This is a genomic window from Salmonella sp. NW645 (assembly GCF_051703725.1).
In the GTDB taxonomy this organism is placed as follows: domain Bacteria; phylum Pseudomonadota; class Gammaproteobacteria; order Enterobacterales; family Enterobacteriaceae; genus Salmonella; species Salmonella enterica.
On sequence record NZ_JAMMKR010000007.1, the window covers coordinates 238,564 to 261,860 of the forward strand.

The 23,297-nt window shown below is 54.7% G+C and carries 20 protein-coding genes; 8 read left to right on the forward strand and 12 right to left on the reverse strand.

Going from position 1 to position 23,297, the window contains the following annotated elements; genetic code table 11:
- Positions 1 to 10 precede the first annotated feature (10 nt).
- The 5 genes from gltB to NA389_RS16730 all read left to right on the forward strand — a co-directional run bounded on the left by gltB (position 11) and on the right by NA389_RS16730 (position 9,846).
- Positions 11 to 4,471 carry a glutamate synthase large subunit gene (gene gltB / locus NA389_RS16710; RefSeq protein ID WP_000965005.1) on the forward strand — a complete coding sequence of 1,487 codons (4,461 nt, stop codon included), beginning with the start codon at positions 11 to 13 and terminating at the stop codon, positions 4,469 to 4,471.
- 9 nt (positions 4,472 to 4,480) lie between these two features.
- On the forward strand, positions 4,481 to 5,899 hold the full coding sequence (gltD, locus tag NA389_RS16715; protein WP_000081639.1) for a glutamate synthase subunit GltD: 1,419 nt from the start codon (positions 4,481 to 4,483) through the stop codon (positions 5,897 to 5,899).
- Positions 5,900 to 6,106: 207 nt separating this feature from the next.
- On the forward strand, positions 6,107 to 7,210 hold the full coding sequence (locus NA389_RS16720; protein ID WP_000184303.1) for a PDDEXK nuclease domain-containing protein: 1,104 nt from the start codon (positions 6,107 to 6,109) through the stop codon (positions 7,208 to 7,210).
- 115 nt (positions 7,211 to 7,325) lie between these two features.
- Positions 7,326 to 8,579, forward strand: a complete 1,254-nt coding sequence (gene codB, locus NA389_RS16725) for a cytosine permease (protein WP_000076263.1) — start codon at positions 7,326 to 7,328, stop codon at positions 8,577 to 8,579.
- Positions 8,566 to 9,846 (forward strand): cytosine deaminase, encoded by a 1,281-nt coding sequence (locus NA389_RS16730; protein ID WP_001180675.1) that lies wholly within the window; start codon positions 8,566 to 8,568, stop codon positions 9,844 to 9,846. Before codB ends, NA389_RS16730 begins: the two co-directional genes overlap by 14 nt.
- Positions 9,847 to 9,927: 81 nt before the next feature.
- On the opposite strand, the gene nanQ is transcribed toward NA389_RS16730, so the two are convergent.
- The 11 genes from nanQ to zapE form a co-directional block, all read right to left on the reverse strand.
- Positions 9,928 to 10,395, reverse strand: a complete 468-nt coding sequence (gene nanQ, locus NA389_RS16735) for an N-acetylneuraminate anomerase (RefSeq protein ID WP_000979900.1) — start codon at positions 10,393 to 10,395, stop codon at positions 9,928 to 9,930.
- Positions 10,392 to 11,267, reverse strand: a complete 876-nt coding sequence (gene nanK, locus NA389_RS16740; protein ID WP_000208979.1) for an N-acetylmannosamine kinase — start codon at positions 11,265 to 11,267, stop codon at positions 10,392 to 10,394. Before nanK ends, nanQ begins: the two co-directional genes overlap by 4 nt.
- Positions 11,264 to 11,953, reverse strand: a complete 690-nt coding sequence (locus NA389_RS16745; RefSeq protein ID WP_000054449.1) for an N-acetylmannosamine-6-phosphate 2-epimerase — start codon at positions 11,951 to 11,953, stop codon at positions 11,264 to 11,266. The genes nanK and NA389_RS16745 overlap by 4 nt, the downstream gene beginning before the upstream one ends.
- A gap of 46 nt (positions 11,954 to 11,999) precedes the next feature.
- Positions 12,000 to 13,490, reverse strand: a complete 1,491-nt coding sequence (gene nanT, locus NA389_RS16750; protein WP_000108071.1) for a sialic acid transporter NanT — start codon at positions 13,488 to 13,490, stop codon at positions 12,000 to 12,002.
- Between the two features lie 115 nt (positions 13,491 to 13,605).
- The gene (nanA, locus tag NA389_RS16755) at positions 13,606 to 14,499 is read right to left on the reverse strand and encodes an N-acetylneuraminate lyase (RefSeq protein ID WP_001029667.1); all 894 of its coding nucleotides are present in this window, start codon (positions 14,497 to 14,499) and stop codon (positions 13,606 to 13,608) included.
- A gap of 134 nt (positions 14,500 to 14,633) precedes the next feature.
- The gene (gene nanR / locus NA389_RS16760) at positions 14,634 to 15,425 is read right to left on the reverse strand and encodes a transcriptional regulator NanR (protein ID WP_000382923.1); all 792 of its coding nucleotides are present in this window, start codon (positions 15,423 to 15,425) and stop codon (positions 14,634 to 14,636) included.
- Positions 15,426 to 15,533: 108 nt separating this feature from the next.
- Positions 15,534 to 16,034 (reverse strand): ClpXP protease specificity-enhancing factor, encoded by a 501-nt coding sequence (gene sspB / locus NA389_RS16765; RefSeq protein WP_000366112.1) that lies wholly within the window; start codon positions 16,032 to 16,034, stop codon positions 15,534 to 15,536.
- A gap of 5 nt (positions 16,035 to 16,039) precedes the next feature.
- Positions 16,040 to 16,678, reverse strand: a complete 639-nt coding sequence (sspA, locus tag NA389_RS16770) for a stringent starvation protein SspA (RefSeq protein ID WP_000257298.1) — start codon at positions 16,676 to 16,678, stop codon at positions 16,040 to 16,042.
- A gap of 313 nt (positions 16,679 to 16,991) precedes the next feature.
- A complete protein-coding gene (gene rpsI, locus NA389_RS16775; RefSeq protein ID WP_000829815.1) occupies positions 16,992 to 17,384 on the reverse strand; it encodes a 30S ribosomal protein S9 in 393 nt (130 codons plus the stop codon).
- A gap of 15 nt (positions 17,385 to 17,399) precedes the next feature.
- On the reverse strand, positions 17,400 to 17,828 hold the full coding sequence (rplM, locus tag NA389_RS16780) for a 50S ribosomal protein L13 (protein WP_000847559.1): 429 nt from the start codon (positions 17,826 to 17,828) through the stop codon (positions 17,400 to 17,402).
- Between the two features lie 301 nt (positions 17,829 to 18,129).
- Positions 18,130 to 19,254, reverse strand: a complete 1,125-nt coding sequence (zapE, locus tag NA389_RS16785; protein ID WP_001191210.1) for a cell division protein ZapE — start codon at positions 19,252 to 19,254, stop codon at positions 18,130 to 18,132.
- 192 nt (positions 19,255 to 19,446) lie between these two features.
- On the opposite strand from zapE, the gene zapG reads away from it, so the two are divergent.
- The 3 genes from zapG (at position 19,447) to degS (ending at position 22,531) form a co-directional block, all read left to right on the forward strand.
- On the forward strand, positions 19,447 to 19,845 hold the full coding sequence (gene zapG, locus NA389_RS16790; RefSeq protein WP_001519074.1) for a Z-ring associated protein ZapG: 399 nt from the start codon (positions 19,447 to 19,449) through the stop codon (positions 19,843 to 19,845).
- A gap of 156 nt (positions 19,846 to 20,001) precedes the next feature.
- Complete coding sequence (degQ, locus tag NA389_RS16795) at positions 20,002 to 21,369, forward strand: serine endoprotease DegQ (protein ID WP_000716690.1); 1,368 nt, start codon at positions 20,002 to 20,004, stop codon at positions 21,367 to 21,369.
- A 91-nt stretch (positions 21,370 to 21,460) separates the two neighbouring features.
- Positions 21,461 to 22,531, forward strand: coding sequence for an outer membrane-stress sensor serine endopeptidase DegS (degS, locus tag NA389_RS16800; protein ID WP_000497705.1), 1,071 nt, complete (start codon positions 21,461 to 21,463; stop codon positions 22,529 to 22,531).
- 33 nt (positions 22,532 to 22,564) lie between these two features.
- Here the strand turns inward: degS and NA389_RS16805 are convergent, their stop codons facing one another.
- The gene (locus NA389_RS16805) at positions 22,565 to 23,296 is read right to left on the reverse strand and encodes a triphosphoribosyl-dephospho-CoA synthase (protein WP_000602024.1); all 732 of its coding nucleotides are present in this window, start codon (positions 23,294 to 23,296) and stop codon (positions 22,565 to 22,567) included.
- Position 23,297: the final 1 nt, after the last annotated feature.

A 23,297-nucleotide genomic window follows, 5' to 3' on the forward strand; every position in this document is an offset into this window, starting at 1 on the left:
GTTCACTGATATGTTGTACGATAAATCCCTTGAGAAGGATAACTGTGGTTTCGGCCTGATCGCCCACATAGAAGGCGAACCTAGCCACAAGGTAGTGCGTACCGCCATACACGCGCTGGCCCGGATGCAGCACCGTGGGGCGATCCTTGCCGACGGTAAAACCGGCGACGGTTGCGGCTTGCTGTTACAAAAACCTGACCGTTTCTTTCGCATCGTGGCCGAAGAGCGCGGCTGGCGCTTAGCCAAAAACTACGCCGTCGGGATGATCTTTTTGAATAAAGATCCTGAACTGGCCGCCGCGTCACGCCATATTGTCGAAGAAGAATTACAGCAGGAAACCCTGTCGATTGTCGGCTGGCGCGATGTGCCAAACAATGAAGGCGTGCTCGGTGAAATCGCCCTCTCCTCCCTGCCGCGTATTGAGCAGATTTTTGTCAACGCTCCGGCGGGCTGGCGTCCGCGCGATATGGAGCGCCGTCTGTTTATCGCCCGCCGACGCATTGAAAAACGTCTGCAGGACGACAAAGATTTCTACGTATGCAGCCTGTCGAATCTGGTCAACATTTATAAAGGTCTGTGTATGCCGGCGGATCTGCCGCGCTTCTACCTGGATCTTGCGGATCTGCGTCTGGAATCGGCCATCTGCCTGTTCCACCAGCGCTTTTCCACTAACACCGTGCCGCGTTGGCCGCTGGCGCAGCCGTTCCGCTACCTGGCGCATAACGGCGAGATTAACACTATCACTGGCAACCGCCAGTGGGCGCGCGCCCGTACCTATAAATTCCAGACGCCGCTGATCCCGGATTTACAGTCCGCTGCGCCGTTTGTTAACGAAACCGGTTCGGATTCCAGCTCGCTGGACAACATGCTGGAACTGCTGCTGGCAGGCGGGATGGACATTATCCGCGCCATGCGCCTGTTGGTGCCGCCCGCCTGGCAGAACAACCCCGATATGGACCAGGATCTGCGCGCCTTCTTTGACTTTAACTCCATGCATATGGAGCCGTGGGACGGTCCGGCAGGCATCGTGATGTCCGACGGGCGCTTCGCCGCCTGTAACCTTGACCGTAACGGCCTGCGCCCGGCACGCTATGTCATTACCAAAGATAAGCTGATCACCTGCGCCTCCGAAGTCGGTATCTGGGACTATCAGCCGGATGAAGTGGTCGAGAAAGGCCGCGTCGGCCCAGGCGAACTGATGGTGATCGACACCCGCGGCGGACGTATTCTGCATTCCGCGGAAACCGATGACGATCTGAAAAGCCGCCATCCGTATAAAGCGTGGATGGAAAAGAATGTTCGCCGTCTGGTGCCGTTTGAAAAGTTGCCAGATGAAGAAGTCGGTAGCCGCGAACTGGACGATGACCTGCTCGCCAGCTATCAGAAACAGTTTAACTACAGCGCCGAAGAGCTGGACTCGGTTATCCGCGTGTTGGGCGAAAACGGCCAGGAAGCCGTCGGCTCAATGGGCGACGACACCCCCTTTGCCGTGCTCTCCAGCCAGCCGCGTATTATTTACGACTACTTCCGCCAACAGTTCGCGCAGGTCACTAACCCGCCTATCGACCCGCTGCGTGAAGCGCACGTCATGTCGCTCGCCACCAGCATCGGTCGCGAAATGAACGTCTTCTGCGAAGCGGAAGGTCAGGCCCATCGCCTGAGTTTTAAATCGCCAATTCTGCTGTACTCCGATTTCAAACAGCTCACCACCATGAGCGAGCATCACTACCGCGCCGACTGGCTTGATATTACCTTTGATGTCACCGAAACCACACTGGACGCGACGGTTAAGGCGCTGTGCGATAAAGCGGAACAGATGGTGCGTAACGGCACCGTGCTGCTGGTCCTCTCGGATCGCAATATCGGTAAGAATCGCCTGCCGGTCCCCGCGCCGATGGCGGTGGGCGCGGTGCAAACGCGTCTGGTGGAACAAAGCCTGCGCTGCGACGCCAACATCATCGTAGAAACCGGAAGCGCCCGCGATCCGCATCACTTTGCGGTACTGCTCGGCTTTGGCGCAACGGCCATCTATCCGTACCTGGCCTACGAAACGCTGGGGCGCCTGATTGATACCCAGGCCATCGCTAAAAACTACCGTACCGTGATGCAGAACTACCGTAACGGCATCAACAAGGGGCTGTACAAGATTATGTCCAAAATGGGCATTTCGACCATTGCCTCTTACCGCTGCTCCAAACTGTTTGAAGCGGTCGGGCTGCACGATGATGTGGTAAACCTGTGCTTCCAGGGCGTGGTCAGCCGTATCGGCGGCGCGAGCTTTGATGACTTCCAGCAGGATCTGCTGAATCTCTCCAAACGCGCCTGGCTGGCGCGCAAACCCATTAGCCCTGGCGGCCTGTTGAAGTACGTCCACGGCGGCGAATATCATGCCTATAACCCGGATGTCGTGCGTACCCTGCAACAGGCGGTACAGAGCGGAGAGTACAGCGATTATCAGGAATACGCCAAACTGGTCAATGAGCGTCCGGCGGCAACGCTGCGCGATCTGCTGGCGATACATCCAGACGGCGAGGCGGTGACTATTGACGAGGTTGAGCCCGCCAGTGAGCTGTTTAAACGCTTTGATACCGCAGCCATGTCTATCGGCGCATTAAGTCCGGAAGCGCACGAAGCGCTGGCGGAAGCGATGAACAGCCTCGGCGGCAACTCCAACTCCGGCGAAGGCGGTGAAGACCCTGCGCGCTACGGCACCAATAAAGTGTCGCGTATCAAACAGGTGGCCTCTGGTCGCTTTGGCGTGACGCCAGCGTACCTGGTCAATGCCGATGTGATTCAGATTAAAGTCGCGCAGGGCGCGAAACCGGGCGAAGGCGGTCAGTTGCCGGGGGATAAAGTCACCCCGTATATCGCTAAACTGCGCTATTCAGTGCCGGGCGTGACGCTGATCTCCCCGCCGCCGCACCACGATATTTACTCTATCGAGGACTTAGCGCAGCTCATTTTCGACCTCAAACAGGTCAACCCGAAGGCGATGATCTCCGTGAAGCTGGTGTCCGAACCGGGCGTCGGCACCATCGCGACCGGCGTGGCGAAAGCCTATGCGGATCTGATTACTATCGCCGGTTACGACGGCGGTACTGGCGCCAGCCCGCTCTCTTCGGTGAAATACGCTGGCTGCCCGTGGGAACTCGGACTTGTTGAAACCCAGCAGGCGCTGGTCGCTAACGGTCTGCGTCACAAGATTCGTCTGCAGGTGGACGGCGGTCTGAAAACCGGCGTCGATATCATTAAAGCGGCGATTCTCGGTGCGGAAAGTTTCGGCTTCGGCACCGGCCCGATGGTGGCGCTGGGCTGTAAATACCTGCGCATTTGCCATCTGAACAACTGCGCAACCGGCGTAGCAACTCAGGATGACAAGCTGCGTAAGAACCACTATCACGGCCTGCCGTTCAAAGTGACTAACTACTTTGAATTTATCGCCCGCGAAGTGCGCGAGCTAATGGCTTCACTTGGCGTGACCCGCCTGGTGGATTTGATTGGCCGCACCGACCTGCTTAAAGAGCTGGAGGGCTTCACCGCTAAACAGCAGAAGCTGGCGCTGTCTCGTCTACTGGAAACCGCTGAACCTCATCCGGGTAAAGCGCTGTACTGCACCGAGAATAACCCGCCGTTTGATAACGGCGTGCTGAATGCGCAACTGTTGCAGCAGGCGAAGCCATTTGTCGATGCGCGCCAGAGCAAAACCTTCTGGTTCGACATCCGCAACACCGATCGTTCCGTCGGCGCGTCGCTTTCCGGCTACATCGCACAGACCCACGGCGATCAGGGGCTAGCTTCCGATCCGATTAAAGCGCACTTCAGCGGTACCGCAGGCCAGAGCTTTGGCGTGTGGAACGCGGGCGGCGTGGAGTTATATCTGACTGGCGATGCCAACGACTATGTCGGTAAAGGTATGGCAGGCGGTTTGATCGCCATCAGACCACCGGTAGGTTCCGCCTTCCTCAGCCATAAAGCCAGCATCATCGGCAACACCTGCCTGTATGGAGCGACCGGTGGCCGTCTGTACGCGGCGGGCCGCGCGGGCGAACGTTTCGGCGTGCGTAACTCCGGGGCGATTACCGTAGTAGAGGGCATCGGCGACAACGGCTGTGAATACATGACCGGCGGCATCGTCTGCGTGCTGGGTAAAACCGGCGTTAACTTCGGCGCGGGGATGACCGGCGGCTTCGCCTATGTGCTGGACGAAGATGGCGAATTCCGTAAACGCGTGAACCCGGAACTGGTAGAAGTACTGGACGTTGATTCGCTGGCTATCCACGAAGAGCATCTGCGCGGCCTGATCACCGAGCACGTGCAACATACTGGTTCGCAACGCGGCGAAGAGATCCTGTCCAGGTGGTCAAGCTTCTCAACCCAATTCGCGTTAGTTAAGCCCAAGTCCAGCGATGTCAAAGCCCTGTTGGGCCACCGTAGTCGTAGTGCGGCAGAATTGCGCGTGCAGGCGCAGTAAGGAATTGAAATGAGCCAGAATGTTTATCAATTTATCGACCTGCAGCGCGTTGATCCGCCGAAGAAACCGCTGAAGATCCGTAAGATCGAGTTTGTTGAAATCTACGAACCGTTTTCTGAAGGTCAGGCGAAAGCCCAGGCGGATCGCTGTTTGTCCTGCGGGAACCCCTACTGCGAGTGGAAATGTCCGGTACATAACTACATCCCGAACTGGCTGAAACTGGCTAACGAAGGGCGTATTTTTGAGGCGGCTGAGCTATCGCACCAGACCAACACCCTGCCGGAAGTGTGTGGCCGCGTCTGCCCGCAGGACCGCCTGTGCGAAGGCTCCTGTACGCTGCACGATGAGTTCGGCGCAGTGACCATCGGTAACATTGAGCGCTATATCAACGATAAAGCGTTTGAGATGGGCTGGCGCCCGGATATGACCGGCGTACGCCAGACGGACAAACGGGTAGCGATAATCGGCGCAGGTCCGGCAGGGCTGGCGTGCGCCGACGTGCTGACCCGCAACGGCGTGAAGGCGGTGGTCTTTGATCGCCATCCGGAAATCGGCGGCCTGCTGACCTTCGGTATTCCAGCTTTCAAACTGGAAAAAGAGGTGATGACCCGCCGTCGCGAGATCTTCACCGGCATGGGTATTGAGTTCAAACTTAATACCGAAGTGGGTCGTGATGTACAGGTTGAAGATCTGCTGAAAGATTACGATGCGGTATTCCTTGGCGTCGGCACCTATCAGTCGATGCGCGGCGGGCTGGAAAATGAAGATGCGGACGGGGTTTTCGACGCTCTGCCGTTCCTGATCGCCAATACGAAGCAGATCATGGGGTTTGGCGAAACTAGCGACGAACCATATGTCAGCATGGAAGGCAAACGCGTGGTGGTGCTGGGCGGTGGTGACACCGCAATGGACTGCGTACGTACCTCCATTCGTCAGGGCGCAACGCACGTAACCTGTGCTTATCGTCGTGATGAAGAGAACATGCCGGGCTCCAGACGCGAAGTGAAGAACGCGCGCGAGGAAGGTGTCGAATTTCAGTTTAACGTTCAACCGCTGGGCATTGAAGTCAATGCCAACGGCAAAGTGAGCGGCGTAAAAATGGTGCGCACTGAAATGGGCGAACCGGATGCCAAAGGCCGTCGGCGGGCGGAGATCGTCGCCGGTTCCGAGCATGTGGTTCCGGCTGATGCGGTGGTGATGGCGTTTGGTTTTCGTCCACACAGCATGGAATGGCTGGCGAAACACAGCGTGGAACTGGACTCGCAGGGACGAATTATCGCGCCGGAACGCAGCGATAATGCTTTCCAGACCAGCAACCCGAAAATCTTCGCCGGTGGCGACATCGTGCGCGGTTCCGATCTGGTGGTGACGGCGATTGCCGAAGGCCGTAAGGCGGCTGACGGGATTATGAACTACCTCGAAGTGTAACCCTTCCGGCTCCCCGGTTGATGCCTTGTGCTGATGGCTGGGGAGCCGATATTCCTCTCCTCAATATCTCTCCTGCCGATTCTGGAAACCCGCTCGTAAATCGAGATGTAATGCCATGTAAAATCCGTTCATGGATTGATCCGTTTACGCCTGAAGCGTATTGATAGCGTTCTAATTTCACAATGAAACTATCACGTAAGGGATGACATGACGAATCCAACTTTAGCGCCACAGTCTGATGAATATCAGCAAATCCATGACGGCATTATTCGTCTGGTCGATACGGCACGTACCGAGACCGTGCGCAGCATCAATGCCATTATGACTGCCACCTACTGGGAAATTGGCCGACGCATTGTCGAATTTGAACAGGGAGGAGAAGCGCGAGCGGCCTATGGCACTCAGCTCATCGAACGATTATCGGTAGATTTAAGTCAGCGCTATAAGCGCGGTTTTTCCACCAGAAACCTATGGCAAATTCGTACATTTTATCTTTGTTTTCAACATATTGAAATCCCGCAGACACTGTCTGCGGAATCTTCAAATCTCATACCGCTCGCCAAAACATTCCCTCTTCCCTGGTCAGCTTATGTGCGTCTGCTGTCGGTGAAAGATAACGATGCCCGCACTTTTTACGAGAAAGAGACGCTACGTAACGGCTGGTCAGTTAGGCAACTCGATCGGCAAATCGCGACGCAGTTTTACGAACGAACACTACTGTCCCACGACAAATCCGCCATGTTGCAGCAGCCTGCACCCGCCGAGCCAAACGTTTTGCCGGAGCAAGCTATACGCGACCCGTTCATTCTGGAATTTCTTAACCTGAAGGACGAGTATTCCGAATCAGATCTCGAAGACGCGCTGCTCAGCCACCTGATGGACTTTATGCTGGAGCTTGGTGACGATTTTGCTTTTGTTGGCCGCCAACGCCGACTACGCATAGACGATAGCTGGTTCCGCGTCGATCTGCTGTTCTTCCATCGTCGCTTGCGCTGCCTGTTGCTCGTTGACCTGAAGGTAGGCAAATTCGGTTATGCGGATGCCGGGCAGATGAATATGTACCTGAACTATGCCAAAGAGCACTGGACAATGCCCGGAGAAAACCCGCCAGTCGGCCTGGTTTTGTGCGCAGGGAAAGGCGCGGGGGAAGCGCATTACGCGCTGACTGGCCTGCCAAACACCATCATGGCGAGCGAGTACAAAGTGCAGTTGCCCGACGAAAAATTACTCACAGACGAACTTATTCGTTCGCAAACCATGCTGGAAACTCAACTCACACGCGGTGGTTCACTGACAACGGAGAAAAACTAGCGAACAATTAATGCCATGAATAATTATCAAAAAAATATCATACGAAAACGTTTGCTTTATTCTGAGAACTGTATATTATGCGGCGGATTTTTTGGGCAAAATTCATGGAGGCGTTGTGTCGCAGGACAACAATTATAGCCAGGGCCCCGTCCCTCTGGCGGCGCGGAAGGGCGTGATTCCACTGACGTTTGTCATGTTGGGTTTAACGTTTTTTTCCGCCAGTATGTGGACCGGAGGGACACTCGGCACCGGTCTTTCTTATAATGATTTCTTCCTCGCAGTTCTCTTCGGTAATCTCCTCCTCGGTATCTACACTGCATTTCTTGGTTACATCGGCGCAAAAACCGGACTCTCCACCCACCTCCTTGCACGTTACTCCTTTGGCGTTAAAGGCTCATGGCTTCCCTCGCTGCTGCTAGGCGGTACTCAAGTGGGCTGGTTTGGCGTTGGCGTAGCGATGTTCGCTATTCCGGTCAGTAAAGCGACGGGCATTGATGCCAATATTCTGATTGCCGTTTCGGGTCTACTGATGACCCTGACCATTTTTTTCGGCATCTCGGCGTTGACCATTTTGTCTATCATTGCCGTACCCGCGATCGTGATTCTGGGCAGCTACTCCGTCTGGCTGGCGGTCAGCGGCGTGGGTGGGCTGGAGCATTTAAAAACGATAGTGCCGCAGACGCCGCTGGATTTTTCCAGCGCGCTGGCGCTGGTGGTGGGCTCGTTTGTCAGCGCCGGTACATTGACCGCCGACTTCGTCCGCTTCGGGCGTCATGCCAAAAGCGCCGTACTGATTGCGATGGTCGCTTTTTTCCTCGGCAACTCGCTGATGTTTATCTTTGGCGCGGCAGGCGCTGCCGCCGTCGGTCAGGCGGATATCTCTGACGTGATGATAGCGCAGGGGCTGCTGCTGCCCGCGATTGTGGTGCTCGGCCTGAATATCTGGACCACCAACGATAACGCGCTGTACGCATCGGGTCTGGGCTTCGCCAATATTACCGGTCTTTCCAGCCGCACGCTGTCGGTGGTGAACGGGATTATCGGTACCGTGTGCGCGCTGTGGCTTTACAATAATTTTGTCGGCTGGCTGACGTTCCTGTCATCTGCCATCCCACCGATTGGCGGAGTGATTATTGCCGACTATCTGTTGAACCGCCGCCGCTATGCCGACTTCAACACCGTGCGCTTTATTCCCGTTAACTGGATTGCTATTCTTTCCGTCGCGCTGGGCATCGCCGCCGGACATTATGTTCCTGGTATTGTGCCCGTCAACGCCGTACTCGGCGGCGTCTTCAGCTATATCCTGCTGAATCCACTTTTCAACCGCAGCCTTGCTAAATCACCAGAGGTCAGCCATGCAGAACAATAACATCACCATTCGTCAGGCGCGTCTGCAGGGACACGAAGGATTATGGCAGATTACGATTGAAAACGGGCGCTTTAGCCGAATTGAGCCTCAGGAAGCCGCATCGTTACCGCAGGGCGAAGTGCTTGATGCCGAAGGCGGTCTGGCTATTCCACCGTTTGTTGAGCCACATATCCACCTGGATACCACGCAAACGGCGGGTGAACCGAGCTGGAACCAGTCCGGCACACTGTTTGAAGGGATTGAGCGCTGGGCAGAACGTAAAGCAATGCTCACGCATGAAGATGTGAAAGCGCGCGCGATGCAGACCCTGAAATGGCAGATGGCTAACGGCATCCAGTACGTTCGTACTCACGTTGACGTTTCAGATCCTACGCTCACCGCGCTGAAAGCCATGCTGGAAGTGAAGCAAGAGGTTGCGCCGTGGGTAGACCTGCAAATTGTCGCCTTTCCGCAAGAAGGTATTCTGTCTTATCCCAACGGTGAAGCGCTGTTAGAGGAAGCCGTGCGTTTGGGCGCTGACGTTATTGGCGCCATTCCGCACTTTGAGTTCACGCGGGAATATGGCGTTGAATCGCTGCACAAAATCTTCGCCCTGGCGCAGAAATACGATCGCTTGATCGATGTGCACTGCGACGAAATTGATGACGAGCAGTCTCGCTTTGTCGAAACGGTCGCGGCGCTGGCGCATCGTGATGGCATGGGGTCGCGCGTGACCGCCAGCCACACCACGGCTATGCACTCGTACAACGGCGCGTATGCGTCACGCCTGTTCCGCCTGTTGAAAATGTCGGGGATTAACTTCGTCGCCAACCCGCTGGTGAATATTCATCTGCAAGGGCGGTTTGACACTTACCCGAAACGTCGTGGCGTCACGCGAGTGAAAGAGATGCTGGAAGCGGGGATCAACGTCTGCTTTGGCCATGATGACGTCTTCGATCCGTGGTATCCATTAGGCACGGCAAATATGCTGCAGGTGCTGCATATGGGGTTACACGTTTGCCAGTTGATGGGGTATGGGCAAATCAACGATGGGTTAAATCTGATCACTACCCACAGCGCAAAAACCCTGCATTTACAGGACTACAGTCTGAGCGTCGGCAATGCCGCGAATCTGGTTATCTTACCCGCTGAGAATGGATTCGATGCGGTACGTCGCCAGACGCCTGCCCGTTACTCGATTCGCCACGGGCGGGTAATTGCCGAGACGGTGCCGAGCCAGACGACGCTGCACCTGCCCCAGCCGGAAGCCGTGACGTTTAAGCGTTAACCCGTCATACCCGCGCTCTCCGGCACATTCACCACGCAGCCCGTAAGGGGCTGCGTTCGGAAGACTGCTCCGGCAAGAGATTCAGGCCGCCAGCAGACTGGCGCGTACTTTCACTACCACTTTCTTGATGTCATCCGGCTCACCCACTGCACATCCCGGTTTATGCGGTTCTCCTGGCATAAACACAGCAAACATCCCCGCTTGCAGCGTAATAGTCTGCTCGTCGGCAATTTGACTACAAAGCTGGTAATCCTCTTCAACGTGCATCTCCTCGCACTGGCGAGCGGCACCGGACATCCCAAACGCAATACGCTCGACGCCGGTTAGTAGTAGCTGAATATCAATGTATTGTTCATGCAATTCCGCTTTCTTCTCGGCCGGCATTTGCGTCGTTAACTGCATTACATTCATAAAGATATTGTCGCCCTGCAATTCATAGCGCCCCGGCGCTTTCTCCTGCGGCCTTGCCGCCAGCGCGAGAGTCAAGGCATCCAGCAGTCGCGGATGCAACCCGCAAGAAGGCAACGACTGTACTTCCCCCATCATCATAATGTGTCTCCTTGAGCTAACAAAGCAGCGCCTAATAATCCTGCGTCATGCCGATAGCGAGCGGCGCTCAGCGCCACGTGATAAGGCGCAGGCTCTTGCATCAAAAAAGCGCGAACCTGCTCCAGGTATCCCTCAGCTAACCCTACGCTACCGCCAATGACCACACACTGGCAGTCGGTAATCGCTTTCACATCGGCGATCATTCGCGCTATTACCTGCGCGGATTGACTTACCAGATGTTGCGCCTGCTGATGACCTTCGCCAGCGCGAATAAATAGGGTTTTGGCGTCGCATCCCGCCAGATCGTCCCGCGCCGCCGCGGCCATCCCTCGTCCGGAGGCGATGGCCTCTACGCAGCCAACGCGTCCACAGCCGCATACAGGCCCATGTGGGTCCGCCAGGGTGTGTCCCAGATGCCCGGCCAGACCGCCTTTTCCGGTAAGGAGCTTGCCGTCGCAGACAACGCCGCCGCCAACGCCGGTTGAAACGGTGATAAATACCATATCGCGGATATCATCAGGGAGCGCGTGATACTCCGCCCAGGCCGCCGCCTGCGCGTCGTTCACCGCCAGCGTCGGCAGGCCTGCGATCGTTTCCAGTGTTTGTACTAACGGAAAGTGTAGCAAGCCGCCCAGATTATGGGGGTTTAGCGCCAGCAGCATCCCTTCCTGAATGATCCCGGTAGAAGCTATCGCTACCTGACGCGCCTCCGCCCGTAGCGGTTCAACCAGCGCCTTTAATGCTTCACGTAACGCATCCGGCGTTTTGCTTGCGGGGGTCGGTAGCTCGCGACGCTGGCTAATGCGCAAGTTGTTGTCGATGAGCGCGGCGGCAAGTTTAGTACCGCCAATATCGATTGCTAACGTAGTCATGACGCCGCCTTTTTTAATGCGTCGTTATACCATCCACAGATATGTTCCAGACGGGTAATGGCGGACCCCACCGTCACCGCCCATGCGCCATAACGGATCGCCTCCGCCGCCAGTGCTGGCGAGTTATAGCGCCCTTCGGCTATTACCCGGCATCCGGCGTCATGCAACGCTTTGACTAAGGGCAGATCGGGTTCCTCCGGCGTATCGGGGGTGGTGTAGCCGGACATCGTCGTGCCGATAATGTCCGCGCCCAACCGTTGACAGGCGAGACCATCGTCCACGGATGAGCAGTCGGCCATCGCCAGTAGATGGTGGTGATGAATGCGCGTCAACAACGCCTCAACGGCTACCGGCCGTTGCCGAGCGGTTCCATCAACGGCGATAATATTTGCGCCGGCCTGCGCCAGCGCATCTACATCGTCGAGAAAAGGGGTAATGCGCACTGGAGACTCATCCAGGTCGCGTTTGATAATGCCGATAATGGGTACCGAAACGAGCGAGCGGGCCACGCGCAGGTTGTCTATGCCTTCAATACGCACCGCAACCGCGCCCGCCTGTTCCGCCGCCAACGCCATTGCCGCTACAATCTCCGGCTTATCCAGCGGACTGCCCGGAACGGGCTGGCAGGAGACAATCAGGCCGCCAGAAGCGGCAATATTTTTATCCAGTTGTTCAAGTAACGACATACTACTCCCTTACAAATATTGCCCGGTTTAAAACCGGGCAAGCGGATTAACTTTTCGTTTTTACAAAGGCACCTTTACCACTGCCAAGCGGTACGGCTCCGCTGAACGGTTTGTCGTCGATAGCATCGTGGGTGCGTAACGCTTCCGGACGTAGCCAACGCTGTACGCGAGACGGCATATCAAGCCCAATAAGCAGGATCACGACAAACGTCAGGCTGAAAGAGAGCGATGCCAGCGCAGTGCCCAGATCCAGACGTTGAGCGATCAGTGCTCCCAGGATCGGCGCCAGCGCGCCGCCGAGCGCGCCGACGTTATAAGTAAAGCCCAGCCCCGCCGCGCGCTGATCGGTATCGAAGTAACCGCCGATCAGTTTCGGCAGAATCCCGGCAATCCCCTGCCCCAACATCTGTTGGAAAAACAGTAGCAGACCCAGAACCCAGACGTTTGTGCCGCCAATCGCAAAGACCGGAATAATGAGGATTTGCGAGGCCAGCAGGCTACAGACATAGGCTTTACGCGTTCCCAGCCAGTCGCCAAGAAAACCGCCTACGCAGCAACCAACCGCCGCGCCAAATCCGCTAAAGAACAGGACATTCGCCACCGTATGCGGATCGTAGGCCAGCTCGGTTTTCAGATAAGTAGGTAATAGCGCCTGAATCGGCCAGGAATAGAGGAAAGCAAACAGTACCACCAGCATCAGCATGACGCCAGTGGGCCAGCGTTTACCGCTGCTCTGCACCATAAAACTGATAAAGATAACCGCGCACAGTAGTCCCAGCCCCGCCACAATCGCAGCATTTTGTAGGTTACCGGCAAAGCAGAACCACAGCGCAGCAGCGGCGGCGAAGGTCATTAAAATGTTGATGATGCGATGTTCGCCCCGATAAAGAATGTCAACCATCGTGCGTACCGGCGCTTTACCCGCGTGTTTCTCTTTCCAGTCTTCCGCTTCTGGAATGTTTTTCCGCAGCCAGAGGGCGAAGATAATTGGCAAAATGCCAATGAAAAACAGCGCGCGCCAGCCCCAGACAGGCACCACCAGGCTGTACACCTGCGCGGCAACGACCGCGCCGACGGAGAAGCCGGAAATCAGAAAACCGCTGGCTTTATTGCGTAAATGTTTTGGCCAGCTTTCAATCACATAGGTCGCGCTGGAACCATATTCGCCCGCCATGCCCATACCAATCACCAGTCGGGCGATGAACATGGTGGTGTAACCGGGCGCAAACCCGCAGGCCAGGGTTCCCACCGAAAACAGAATGATGCTGCTGACCATCGCCAGACGACGCCCATAGCGATCGCCCATCGCGCCCAGTAATAACCCGCCGAACCAGCGAGAGATAAAAGCCGCAGAAATCAGGCTTGCCGCCTGTACTGTCGTCAGCCCAAATTCGCTTTGTACCTCAGTCAGTACAAGAGCAATCAACACAAAATCAAAACCATCAAGCAGATATCCCAGCCAGGCAGCGGAAAATGCCCGCCATTGCGCCCGGTTGAGATGGCGATACCACGGGATGTTCTGGGTAGAAGTACTCATTTTACTCTCCCGACGATTTTTGTTGTCGTTATGCCGAATGGCGGCTCCGCCTTATCCGGCCTACTGTTCGCACTGTTGTAGGCCGGGCAAGCGTAGCGCCCCCGGCATTATGCTGTTACGCCTTTTCTTCCATCAGTTGTTGAGCCAGCGCCTTGAGCGCCGGCAGGTATTTTTCATCAACAGGCGCGAACGGTTTACGACACAGCGGCACCGATACCACGTCCATATAATGCAGGACCGTTTTCAGGCCGCGGAATACGCCGGTTTTAATCAGTAAATCAATAACCTTATTGCACTCGGTTTGCAGACGCTGCGCTTTCGCCACATCGCCCTCACGTAATGCCTGAACAATCCCCTGATAACGCCAGCCCATAATGTTGTATGTGCTGCCGATACCGCCGTCCGCGCCCGCCAGCAGACCGGAAGCGAAGATTTCGTCATAACCGTTGTACAGCACCAGATCCGGATGCGCGCGGCGGATCTGCTCCATCTGGAAGAGATCGCCGGAGGTTTGCTTCAGCGCGCTCACGCCCGGTAATGTCACCAGCGTATTGATCTGATCGAGGGTAAGTTTTACACCGCTTAACGCCGGAATGTTGTATACCACCATCGGCAATCCATCTGCGGAATCAATGATTGCCCGATAATGGTCACAGTGCTCTTCAAAACTGAAAGGGTAATAAAAAGGCGTCACCGCAGAGACCGCATCAAAACCGTAACGCTTTGCGGCGCTGGCAAGCTGCTGGCTTTCTGCGGTGCTTACCGTCCCGACATGGGCAATCAACGTGATTTTTCCCTTCGCCTCTTCGGCGACAATCTCCAGTACCTGCTCTCTTTCAGCAAGGCTCTGTACGAATGCTTCCCCGGTGGAACCGCCAACGTACAGCCCGTCGATACCCTGCCCGATGTTAAAACGCACCAGACGGCGCAGGCTTTCGCTATCCAGTTGCTGCTGATGATCAAATGGGGTCAACAACGCCGCCATTACGCCTTGCAATGCTTTTGCCATACCTACCTCTACGGATGATGAATATATTAACTACCTACCTTTATACCTGTTATACCAGATCAAATAAGCAGCAAATAATACAGAACGCTTATAGTGCGATCTGCTTCACTAAACTGGGATCGGAGGCGCGATCGCTACCGCATTTTTTGACTTTTTTTACCGAGCGCGTGCCAGGTAGCGGAAACGCTATTGAGGTGGGTTTGCAGAGCGCGATCCGCTTTATCGGGATCTCGCTGGCGAATGGCATCAACAATCACAATATGCTGTTGATAACTCAAGTTATTATGTTCATGCAGCTCACGATCGGGAACGCTTGGGCGAGCGGCGATTAGCCAGTCCAGCAGAGCAACATGAATAGCCATAAAGATTGGATTGCCGGGAATTTCAGCCAGCACCCGGTGAAACTCGACATCCGAACGAATAAACAGCGCGTTGTCATCCAGCGACTGGCTATTAATTTCCAGTGCTTTCGTTAACAACGCGATCTGCTCGTCGGTGGCATGTTCCGCCGCATAGCGTACCAGGCTGGATTCAAAGAAAAGCCGTAGCTGTTCAAAGTGAGCGATGCCGCCAGGATGAGTAAGAAAATCTTTCGCCATACCCGACAGTTCGCTGATGATGGTATCAGCAGAGGGGCGCGAGACGCGGGCGCGTTCGCCGTTATTGATTTGCACCAGGCCTTTACGCTTCAGCGCAGCTAACGCTTCACGCACAGAGGGACGTCCCACATTGAAGAAGGCCATTAATTCACGTTCAGACGGTAGCTGTTCTCCCTCGCCAAACTCATGACGGCGGATCATCTGCTCCAGCTCTTCCTCAACCATTTCAGACAGTTTTTTACGCGCCAGCGGACGGCGGCGCAAACTACGCCCGAGGGATGTCGGTGAATCTTCTGCTTGCGAATCAAATGCGTTCATAACGTCCATTCATGAGTGGTCGGTGGCAAATAATAGCAAGCTTATCGTAACACAGCTTCAAAAGCAGGGTGAACCCGCGAGGAGACCAAACAAAACAGGCCCTTCCGGGCCTGTTGATTATTTTACTACGCGTAGCGCCGGACGTCCGCCACGCGGCGGAGGCGGCTCGTCATCAGGACTACTGTCGTCATCGTGGTCGGGCTTATCGCCATCAATGACGGACATCACGGTCTCGCTTTCCGCGCCTGCGGTATTGTCATCATCATTTAAGCTGACAACGTCTTCATCATAGGCGGCTTCAGGCTCAAACATGGTGCCTGCGCCGTTTTCACGGGCGTAAATCGCCAGCACCGCAGCCAAAGGCACAGAAACCTGACGGGGAACGCCGCCGAAGCGCGCATTAAAACGCACTTCATCATTAGACAGCTCCAGATTACCTACCGCCCGTGGCGCAATATTAAGGACGATTTGCCCATCGCGCGCATATTCCATAGGGACATGCACGCCAGGCAGCATCACATCCACCACCAGATGCGGGGTCAACTGGTTATCCAGCAACCACTCGTAAAAAGCACGCAACAAGTAAGGACGACGCGGCGTCAACTGTGACAAATCCATACAGGTTAACCCCGACCGAGGCGCATTTCACGTTCAGCTTCGGTTAAAGAAGCCAGGAAAGAATCACGTTCAAAGACGCGGGTCATATAGCCTTTCAGCTCTTTCGCCCCTGCGCCGCTGAATTCAATACCCAACTGCGGTAAACGCCACAAGAGAGGCGCCAGGTAGCAATCAACCAGGCTGAATTCGTCGCTCAGGAAATACGGTTTCTGACCAAATACCGGCGCAATCGCCAGCAGCTCTTCACGCAGTTGTTTACGCGCAGAGTCGGCCTCGGAAGCAGACCCGTTTACGATGACGTTCATCAGCGTATACCAGTCTTTTTCAATACGGTGCATGTACAGACGGCTTTCACCGCGCGCGACCGGATAAACCGGCATCAGCGGCGGATGAGGGAAACGCTCATCCAGATATTCCATAATGATGCGAGATTCCCACAGGGTCAGCTCACGATCCACCAGTGTCGGAACGCTTTGATTCGGGTTGAGGTCAATCAGATCCTGAGGTGGATTGTCCTTTTCCACATGTTCGATCTCAAAACTAACACCCTTTTCAGCCAACACAATGCGGACCTGATGGCTATAGATGTCAGTAGGACCAGAAAACAGCGTCATTACCGAACGTTTGTTGGCAGCGACAGCCATGAAAACCTCCAGGTATATTCAGAATTTTTACTGCTACCAGCCACAATGTGACCAGCCAGATGTTATGTCACCCAGGGCGAAAAAAGCCATCATTGCTCAGAAACGAGACAAAAAATGAACATTCCCCGCTATTTGGGCAGAAAATTGGATGATAGTTTACCAGATTTTGTGACCTTTGTGGTGAGTCGATTCTGGAATTGGGGAAAAAGAGACAACAATCCGCATTTCATCGTGACAGATAAATGCATTGCCCATAAAAAAACCCGCCGAAGCGGGTTTTTCGCTAATAGTTGTCTGCCGAAGCAGAAACCCATTAACGTTTGGAGAACTGCGGACGACGACGTGCTTTACGCAGGCCGACTTTCTTACGTTCAACCTGACGAGCGTCACGAGTAACGAAGCCAGCTTTACGCAGTTCGCCACGCAGGGACTCGTCGTACTCCATCAGAGCGCGGGTGATACCGTGACGGATCGCACCAGCCTGACCAGAGATACCACCACCTTTAACAGTGATGTACAGATCCAGTTTCTCAACCATGTCGACCAGTTCCAGCGGCTGACGAACTACCATGCGGGCAGTTTCACGACCGAAGTACTGTTCCAGAGAACGTTGGTTGATAACGATTTTACCGTTGCCCGGTTTGATGAAAACGCGAGCTGCGGAACTTTTGCGGCGACCAGTGCCGTAGTATTGATTTTCAGCCATTGCCTATAATCCCGATTAGATGTCAAGAACTTGCGGTTGCTGTGCCGCGTGGTTGTGCTCGTTGCCCGCGTAAACTTTCAGTTTACGGAACATAGCACGACCCAGCGGGCCTTTTGGCAGCATGCCTTTAACCGCGATTTCAATCACACGCTCAGGACGGCGGGCAATCATCTCTTCAAAGGTCGCTTGTTTGATACCACCGATGTGGCCGGTGTGGTGATAGTACACTTTGTCAGTACGCTTGTTGCCGGTTACAGCAACTTTGTCAGCGTTCAGAACGATGATGTAATCACCGGTATCTACGTGCGGAGTGTATTCCGCTTTGTGCTTACCGCGCAGGCGACGAGCCAGTTCAGTAGCCAGACGGCCCAGAGTTTTACCGGTCGCGTCAACAACATACCAGTCGCGTTTTACGGTTTCTGGTTTAGCTGTAAAAGTTTTCATTAAAAGCTTACCCAAATAAATAAGTTACACGTTGGTGAACACCCAAACGTTTTAAATAGTTGAGGTTCACACGACAAAGTCCGGTAAACCTACCCCCTCGGATATGTTTGGCCGGCACAGAGAAAGTTTGGGAAAAAACTCTCTTGTAACGTGGGGTCGCAGGATTATAGAGAAGTCCAGGTCAAAGATCGACCCCTTTTTGCGATTTGCCGCGGGTTTTGTTCAGGCCTGGTTCACCCTCGGTCGGGGAGGTTGCACAGATATAATACCGCATAATGCCGGGGCGCTGCGCTTGTCCGGCTTACGGCATATGCTCCCGCTTGAGGTACTCCGCACTCTGCATCTCTTGCAGGCGTGACAGACAGCGCTGAAATTCAAACTTGAGCCGCTCCCCCTGATAAATTTCATATAACGGCGCGGCGGCGCTGACCACCAGCTTAACGTGGCGCTCGTAAAACTCATCCACCAGCGCAATAAAGCGGCGCGCTTCGTTCTCCATCAGCGGCGTCATGACCGGCACGTCAAACAGCAGAACCGTGTGAAATAACCTTGAGAGCGCAATGTAATCATGCTGGCTGCGGGCCTCGACGCACAGCGTAGCGAAAGAGACCGCTAGCGTTTGGTTTTCAACGCCCAGGGTGGATAAAGGGCGATGATTGATTTCCAGCGTCGGAGCGTGCTCGCGCGCGCCCCCCGCTAACGCCAGCCACAGTTTATCCATTTGCCGCCGGGTTTCATCATTAAGCGGCGTTAGCCATAAATGGGCCTGCGTCAGCGTCCGCAGTCGGTAATCGACGCCGGCGTCCACATTCATAATGTCGCAGTGCTGTTTAATGGCATCGATAGCCGGCAGGAAGCGGGCGCGTTGCAAACCGTTGCGGTAGAGTTCATCCGGCGGAATATTGGAGGTCGCGACCAGCGTAATGCCGCGTGCAAACAGCGCTTTCATTAAACCGCCCAGCAGCATGGCGTCGGTAATATCGGTGACGAAAAACTCATCGAAACACAGTACGTCCGTCTCGGTTTTAAACCGATCGGCAATAATGTCTAACGGATCGATCTGTCCCTGTAACGCGGTAAGTTCTTCATGCACGCGCAGCATAAACCGATGAAAATGCAGACGTAGTTTTCGCTCGCCCGGCAGGTTGTGGTAGAAGAGATCCATGAGCCATGTTTTGCCGCGACCCACGCCCCCCCACATATACAGCCCGCGAACCGGTATTTGCGCGTCCGGTTCGTTTTTGCCTAATAATTTCCCCAGTCGCGCTATCAGACCGCCGGGTGGCGTAGCCGACGATTTTTTCGCGGTGAGCGCCTGATAAAGGGTTTCCAGACGGTCGACCGCCTCTTTCTGTACGTCGTCAGGCTGATGGGTGCCTTCGTTGATTGCCTGGAGATAACGCGATGTAGGGGAAAGGCTTTGCATAATGTTATTGTTATTCCTTGAAAATCGATGCGCCGTCGTTCACGGCTGACGAAAAAAAGGCCGTTCTACACTACGCGATATGCTGTCGGGATTCCACTTCTACGGAATTAGCGGTTATAGTGGCATAATCAGGCGCGGGCATGGAGCCTGGAGCCAACACCCTACGGAAACATAAGACAACGGGAGATGTTCATGACCTGGGAATATGCGCTAATTGGATTAGTCGTCGGTATCATCATTGGTGCCGTGGCCATGCGTTTTGGTAATCGTAAGTTACGTCAACAGCAGGCATTGCAGTACGAACTGGAAAAAAACAAAGCTGAGCTGGAAGAGTACCGTGAAGAGCTGGTTAGCCACTTTGCCCGCAGCGCGGAACTGCTGGATACCATGGCGCATGATTACCGCCAGCTGTATCAGCATATGGCGAAAAGCTCCAGCAGCCTGCTGCCGGAAATGTCTGCGGAGTCGAATCCGTTCCGTAACCGTCTGGCGGAGTCTGAGGCGAGCAACGATCAGGCGCCAGTACAAATGCCACGTGATTATTCTGAAGGCGCGTCTGGCCTGTTACGTAGCGGCGCAAAGCGCGATTAATCGCACGCCGTTAAGAAATTTATCGGGCGCATCGCTTGCGCCCTCTCTCTATCTTTCCTGTCCCAGCTATTATCATTGTTACCAGGCTGAAAATTCAATAACATCAATCTGTTTTGAATTGTCTATCCGTTCATCCAAGGTACGAGAGCAGCATCCATGAAAAAACACACCCAGCTGTTAAGTGCATTAGCGTTAAGTGTCGGGTTAACTCTTTCGGCGCCGTTTCCAGCCCTTGCATCGATACCAGGCCAGGTGCCAGGCCAGGCGACGCTGCCAAGCCTTGCCCCTATGCTGGAGAAAGTGCTGCCTGCTGTCGTCAGCGTAAAAGTCGAGGGAACCGCCGCCCAGAGCCAAAAAGTGCCGGAGGAGTTTAAAAAATTCTTTGGCGAGGATCTGCCAGACCAGCCGTCCCAGCCGTTTGAAGGACTCGGTTCGGGGGTGATTATCGATGCCGCGAAAGGCTATGTATTAACCAATAATCATGTGATTAATCAGGCACAAAAGATCAGCATTCAACTGAATGACGGACGCGAATTCGACGCGAAGCTGATCGGCGGCGACGACCAGAGCGATATCGCTCTGTTACAAATTCAGAATCCCAGCAAGTTAACGCAAATTGCCATCGCCGATTCCGACAAACTCCGCGTCGGCGATTTCGCCGTGGCGGTCGGTAATCCGTTTGGTCTTGGACAAACCGCCACCTCCGGGATTATTTCAGCGCTGGGACGCAGCGGGCTTAATCTGGAAGGGCTTGAGAACTTTATTCAAACCGATGCCTCTATTAACCGCGGCAACTCCGGCGGCGCTCTGCTTAACCTGAACGGCGAGCTGATCGGGATTAATACCGCGATCCTCGCGCCAGGTGGCGGGAGTATCGGCATTGGCTTTGCTATTCCTTCCAATATGGCGCAGACGCTGGCGCAGCAGTTGATTCAGTTCGGCGAAATCAAACGCGGATTGCTGGGAATTAAAGGCACTGAAATGACCGCTGATATCGCCAAGGCATTCAAACTGAACGTTCAGCGTGGCGCTTTTGTCAGCGAGGTTTTACCCAATTCAGGTTCGGCGAAGGCCGGGGTGAAATCCGGAGACGTGATTATCAGTCTTAACGGTAAGCCGCTGAATAGCTTTGCCGAACTGCGTTCACGTATCGCCACCACCGAACCGGGCACGAAAGTGAAGCTGGGCCTGCTGCGCGATGGTAAGCCGCTGGAGGTGGAAGTCACGCTGGATTCCAATACCTCTTCTTCCGCCAGCGCCGAAATGATCGCCCCGGCGTTGCAAGGCGCGACGTTGAGCGACGGCCAGCTGAAAGACGGGACGAAAGGCGTTAAGGTTGATAGCGTCGAAAAAAGCAGTCCTGCCGCGCAGGCCGGTTTGCAAAAAGATGATGTTATCATCGGCGTTAACCGCGATCGTATCAGTTCTATCGCCGAAATGCGCAAAGTGATGGCGGCAAAACCGTCCATCATTGCTCTTCAGGTAGTACGCGGCAACGAGAACATTTATCTATTGCTGCGCTAATCCTGTCTTAAACCGGGCATCAGCCTGCGATGTGATGTCCGGTTAACTCATGGTATGCTGCTGCCGTTCCTTTTTTAACGACGCCTCCATCATGTTTGTGAAGCTCTTACGTTCGGTCGCAATAGGTTTAATTGTCGGCGCTATTCTGTTGGCCGTCATGCCTTCTTTGCGCAAAATTAATCCTATCGCCGTCCCGCAATTCGACAGTACCGATGAGACGCCAGCCAGTTATAATTTTGCGGTTCGCCGCGCCGCGCCTGCCGTCGTCAATGTCTATAACCGCAGTATGAACAGTACCGCGCATAATCAACTGGAGATCCGCACGCTGGGTTCCGGCGTGATCATGGATCAACGCGGTTATATTATTACCAACAAGCACGTGATTAACGATGCCGATCAGATTATCGTCGCGCTACAGGATGGCCGCGTCTTTGAAGCGCTACTGGTTGGCTCCGATTCGCTTACCGATCTGGCGGTGCTGAAGATCAACGCCACTGGCGGGCTGCCTACCATCCCGATTAATACAAAGCGTACACCGCATATTGGCGACGTCGTACTGGCTATCGGCAACCCATATAATCTGGGACAGACCATCACCCAAGGGATCATCAGCGCAACGGGTCGTATCGGCCTGAACCCGACGGGGCGACAGAATTTTCTCCAGACCGACGCCTCGATTAACCACGGTAATTCCGGCGGCGCGCTGGTCAACTCGTTAGGCGAACTGATGGGGATCAACACCCTCTCTTTTGATAAGAGTAACGATGGCGAAACGCCGGAAGGCCTTGGTTTTGCGATTCCCTTCCAGCTAGCCACGAAAATTATGGATAAGCTTATCCGCGACGGTCGCGTGATTCGCGGCTATATCGGTATTGGCGGACGAGAAATCGCACCGCTGCACGCGCAGCAGGGTAGCGGCATGGACCCGATTCAGGGCATTGTCGTTAATGAAGTGACGCCAAACGGCCCCGCCGCGCTTGCCGGTATTCAGGTTAATGATTTGATTATTTCGGTCAATAATAAACCCGCTGTGTCCGCACTGGAAACGATGGATCAGGTGGCGGAAATCCGTCCGGGCTCCGTCATTCCGGTCGTGGTAATGCGGGATGATAAGCAGCTCACGTTCCAGGTGACGGTGCAGGAATACCCGGCGTCGAACTAAAACGACGCGGCTTTTGCCCGCGTCGTTCGACGGCTAGTCAATAAAGACTGGCCCTGCCGGAAAATGTGCCAGGAAACTCGTGAAAATCAGCAGAGCGGGGAGACTTTTCTCCCCGACGGCCTCTTCACGCAGCGCCTTATCGAGTGCCAATAAGCCAGACTCGCCTCCTTCCCCCAGAATGCCGCCCATCCAGAGCAGTCGTTGCGCCTGTTGACGCGCATACTGCGATGCGCTTTTCCAGGCAACCAGATGCAGCAACGTTTGTAACAGCAGGATCCGAGACGCGTGACCATCGCGTTGTAATCGCCTGAATACGGGTAATGCAATACTACGTACCGTCGAGAAACCGCTCGCCGCCTCCTCCTCAATCGGCGATAAACCAACAGCCGCCTGTTTGACGAAATCGCATAACTGATTGTGTGTTAATGGCCGCTCGCCTGCGCTCATATACCCTGCGGCAAAACAGAGTAACCCGATACCCTGAGCCCAATCGGTCGATGGCAGAATCCCCTGCGGAACATTCGGTGCCGACGTCTGTGCGGCACAAAGCCCCTCGTCGTAACACTGTGCAAAACGTTGCTCATATATTGCTGAGTTGACGCCAGACCACGGCAGCAAATGCAGCGCTGGCTCAAGCTCAGTTATCTGATTCACCGTCTCAACAACATAATGCAAGATGGTTTCTCTGGATGGCATGGATGTACCTTGCCGAAACGCAACCATTTCACTCATTACTGTGTCCTCATTTTGCGGGAGCAGAATCACT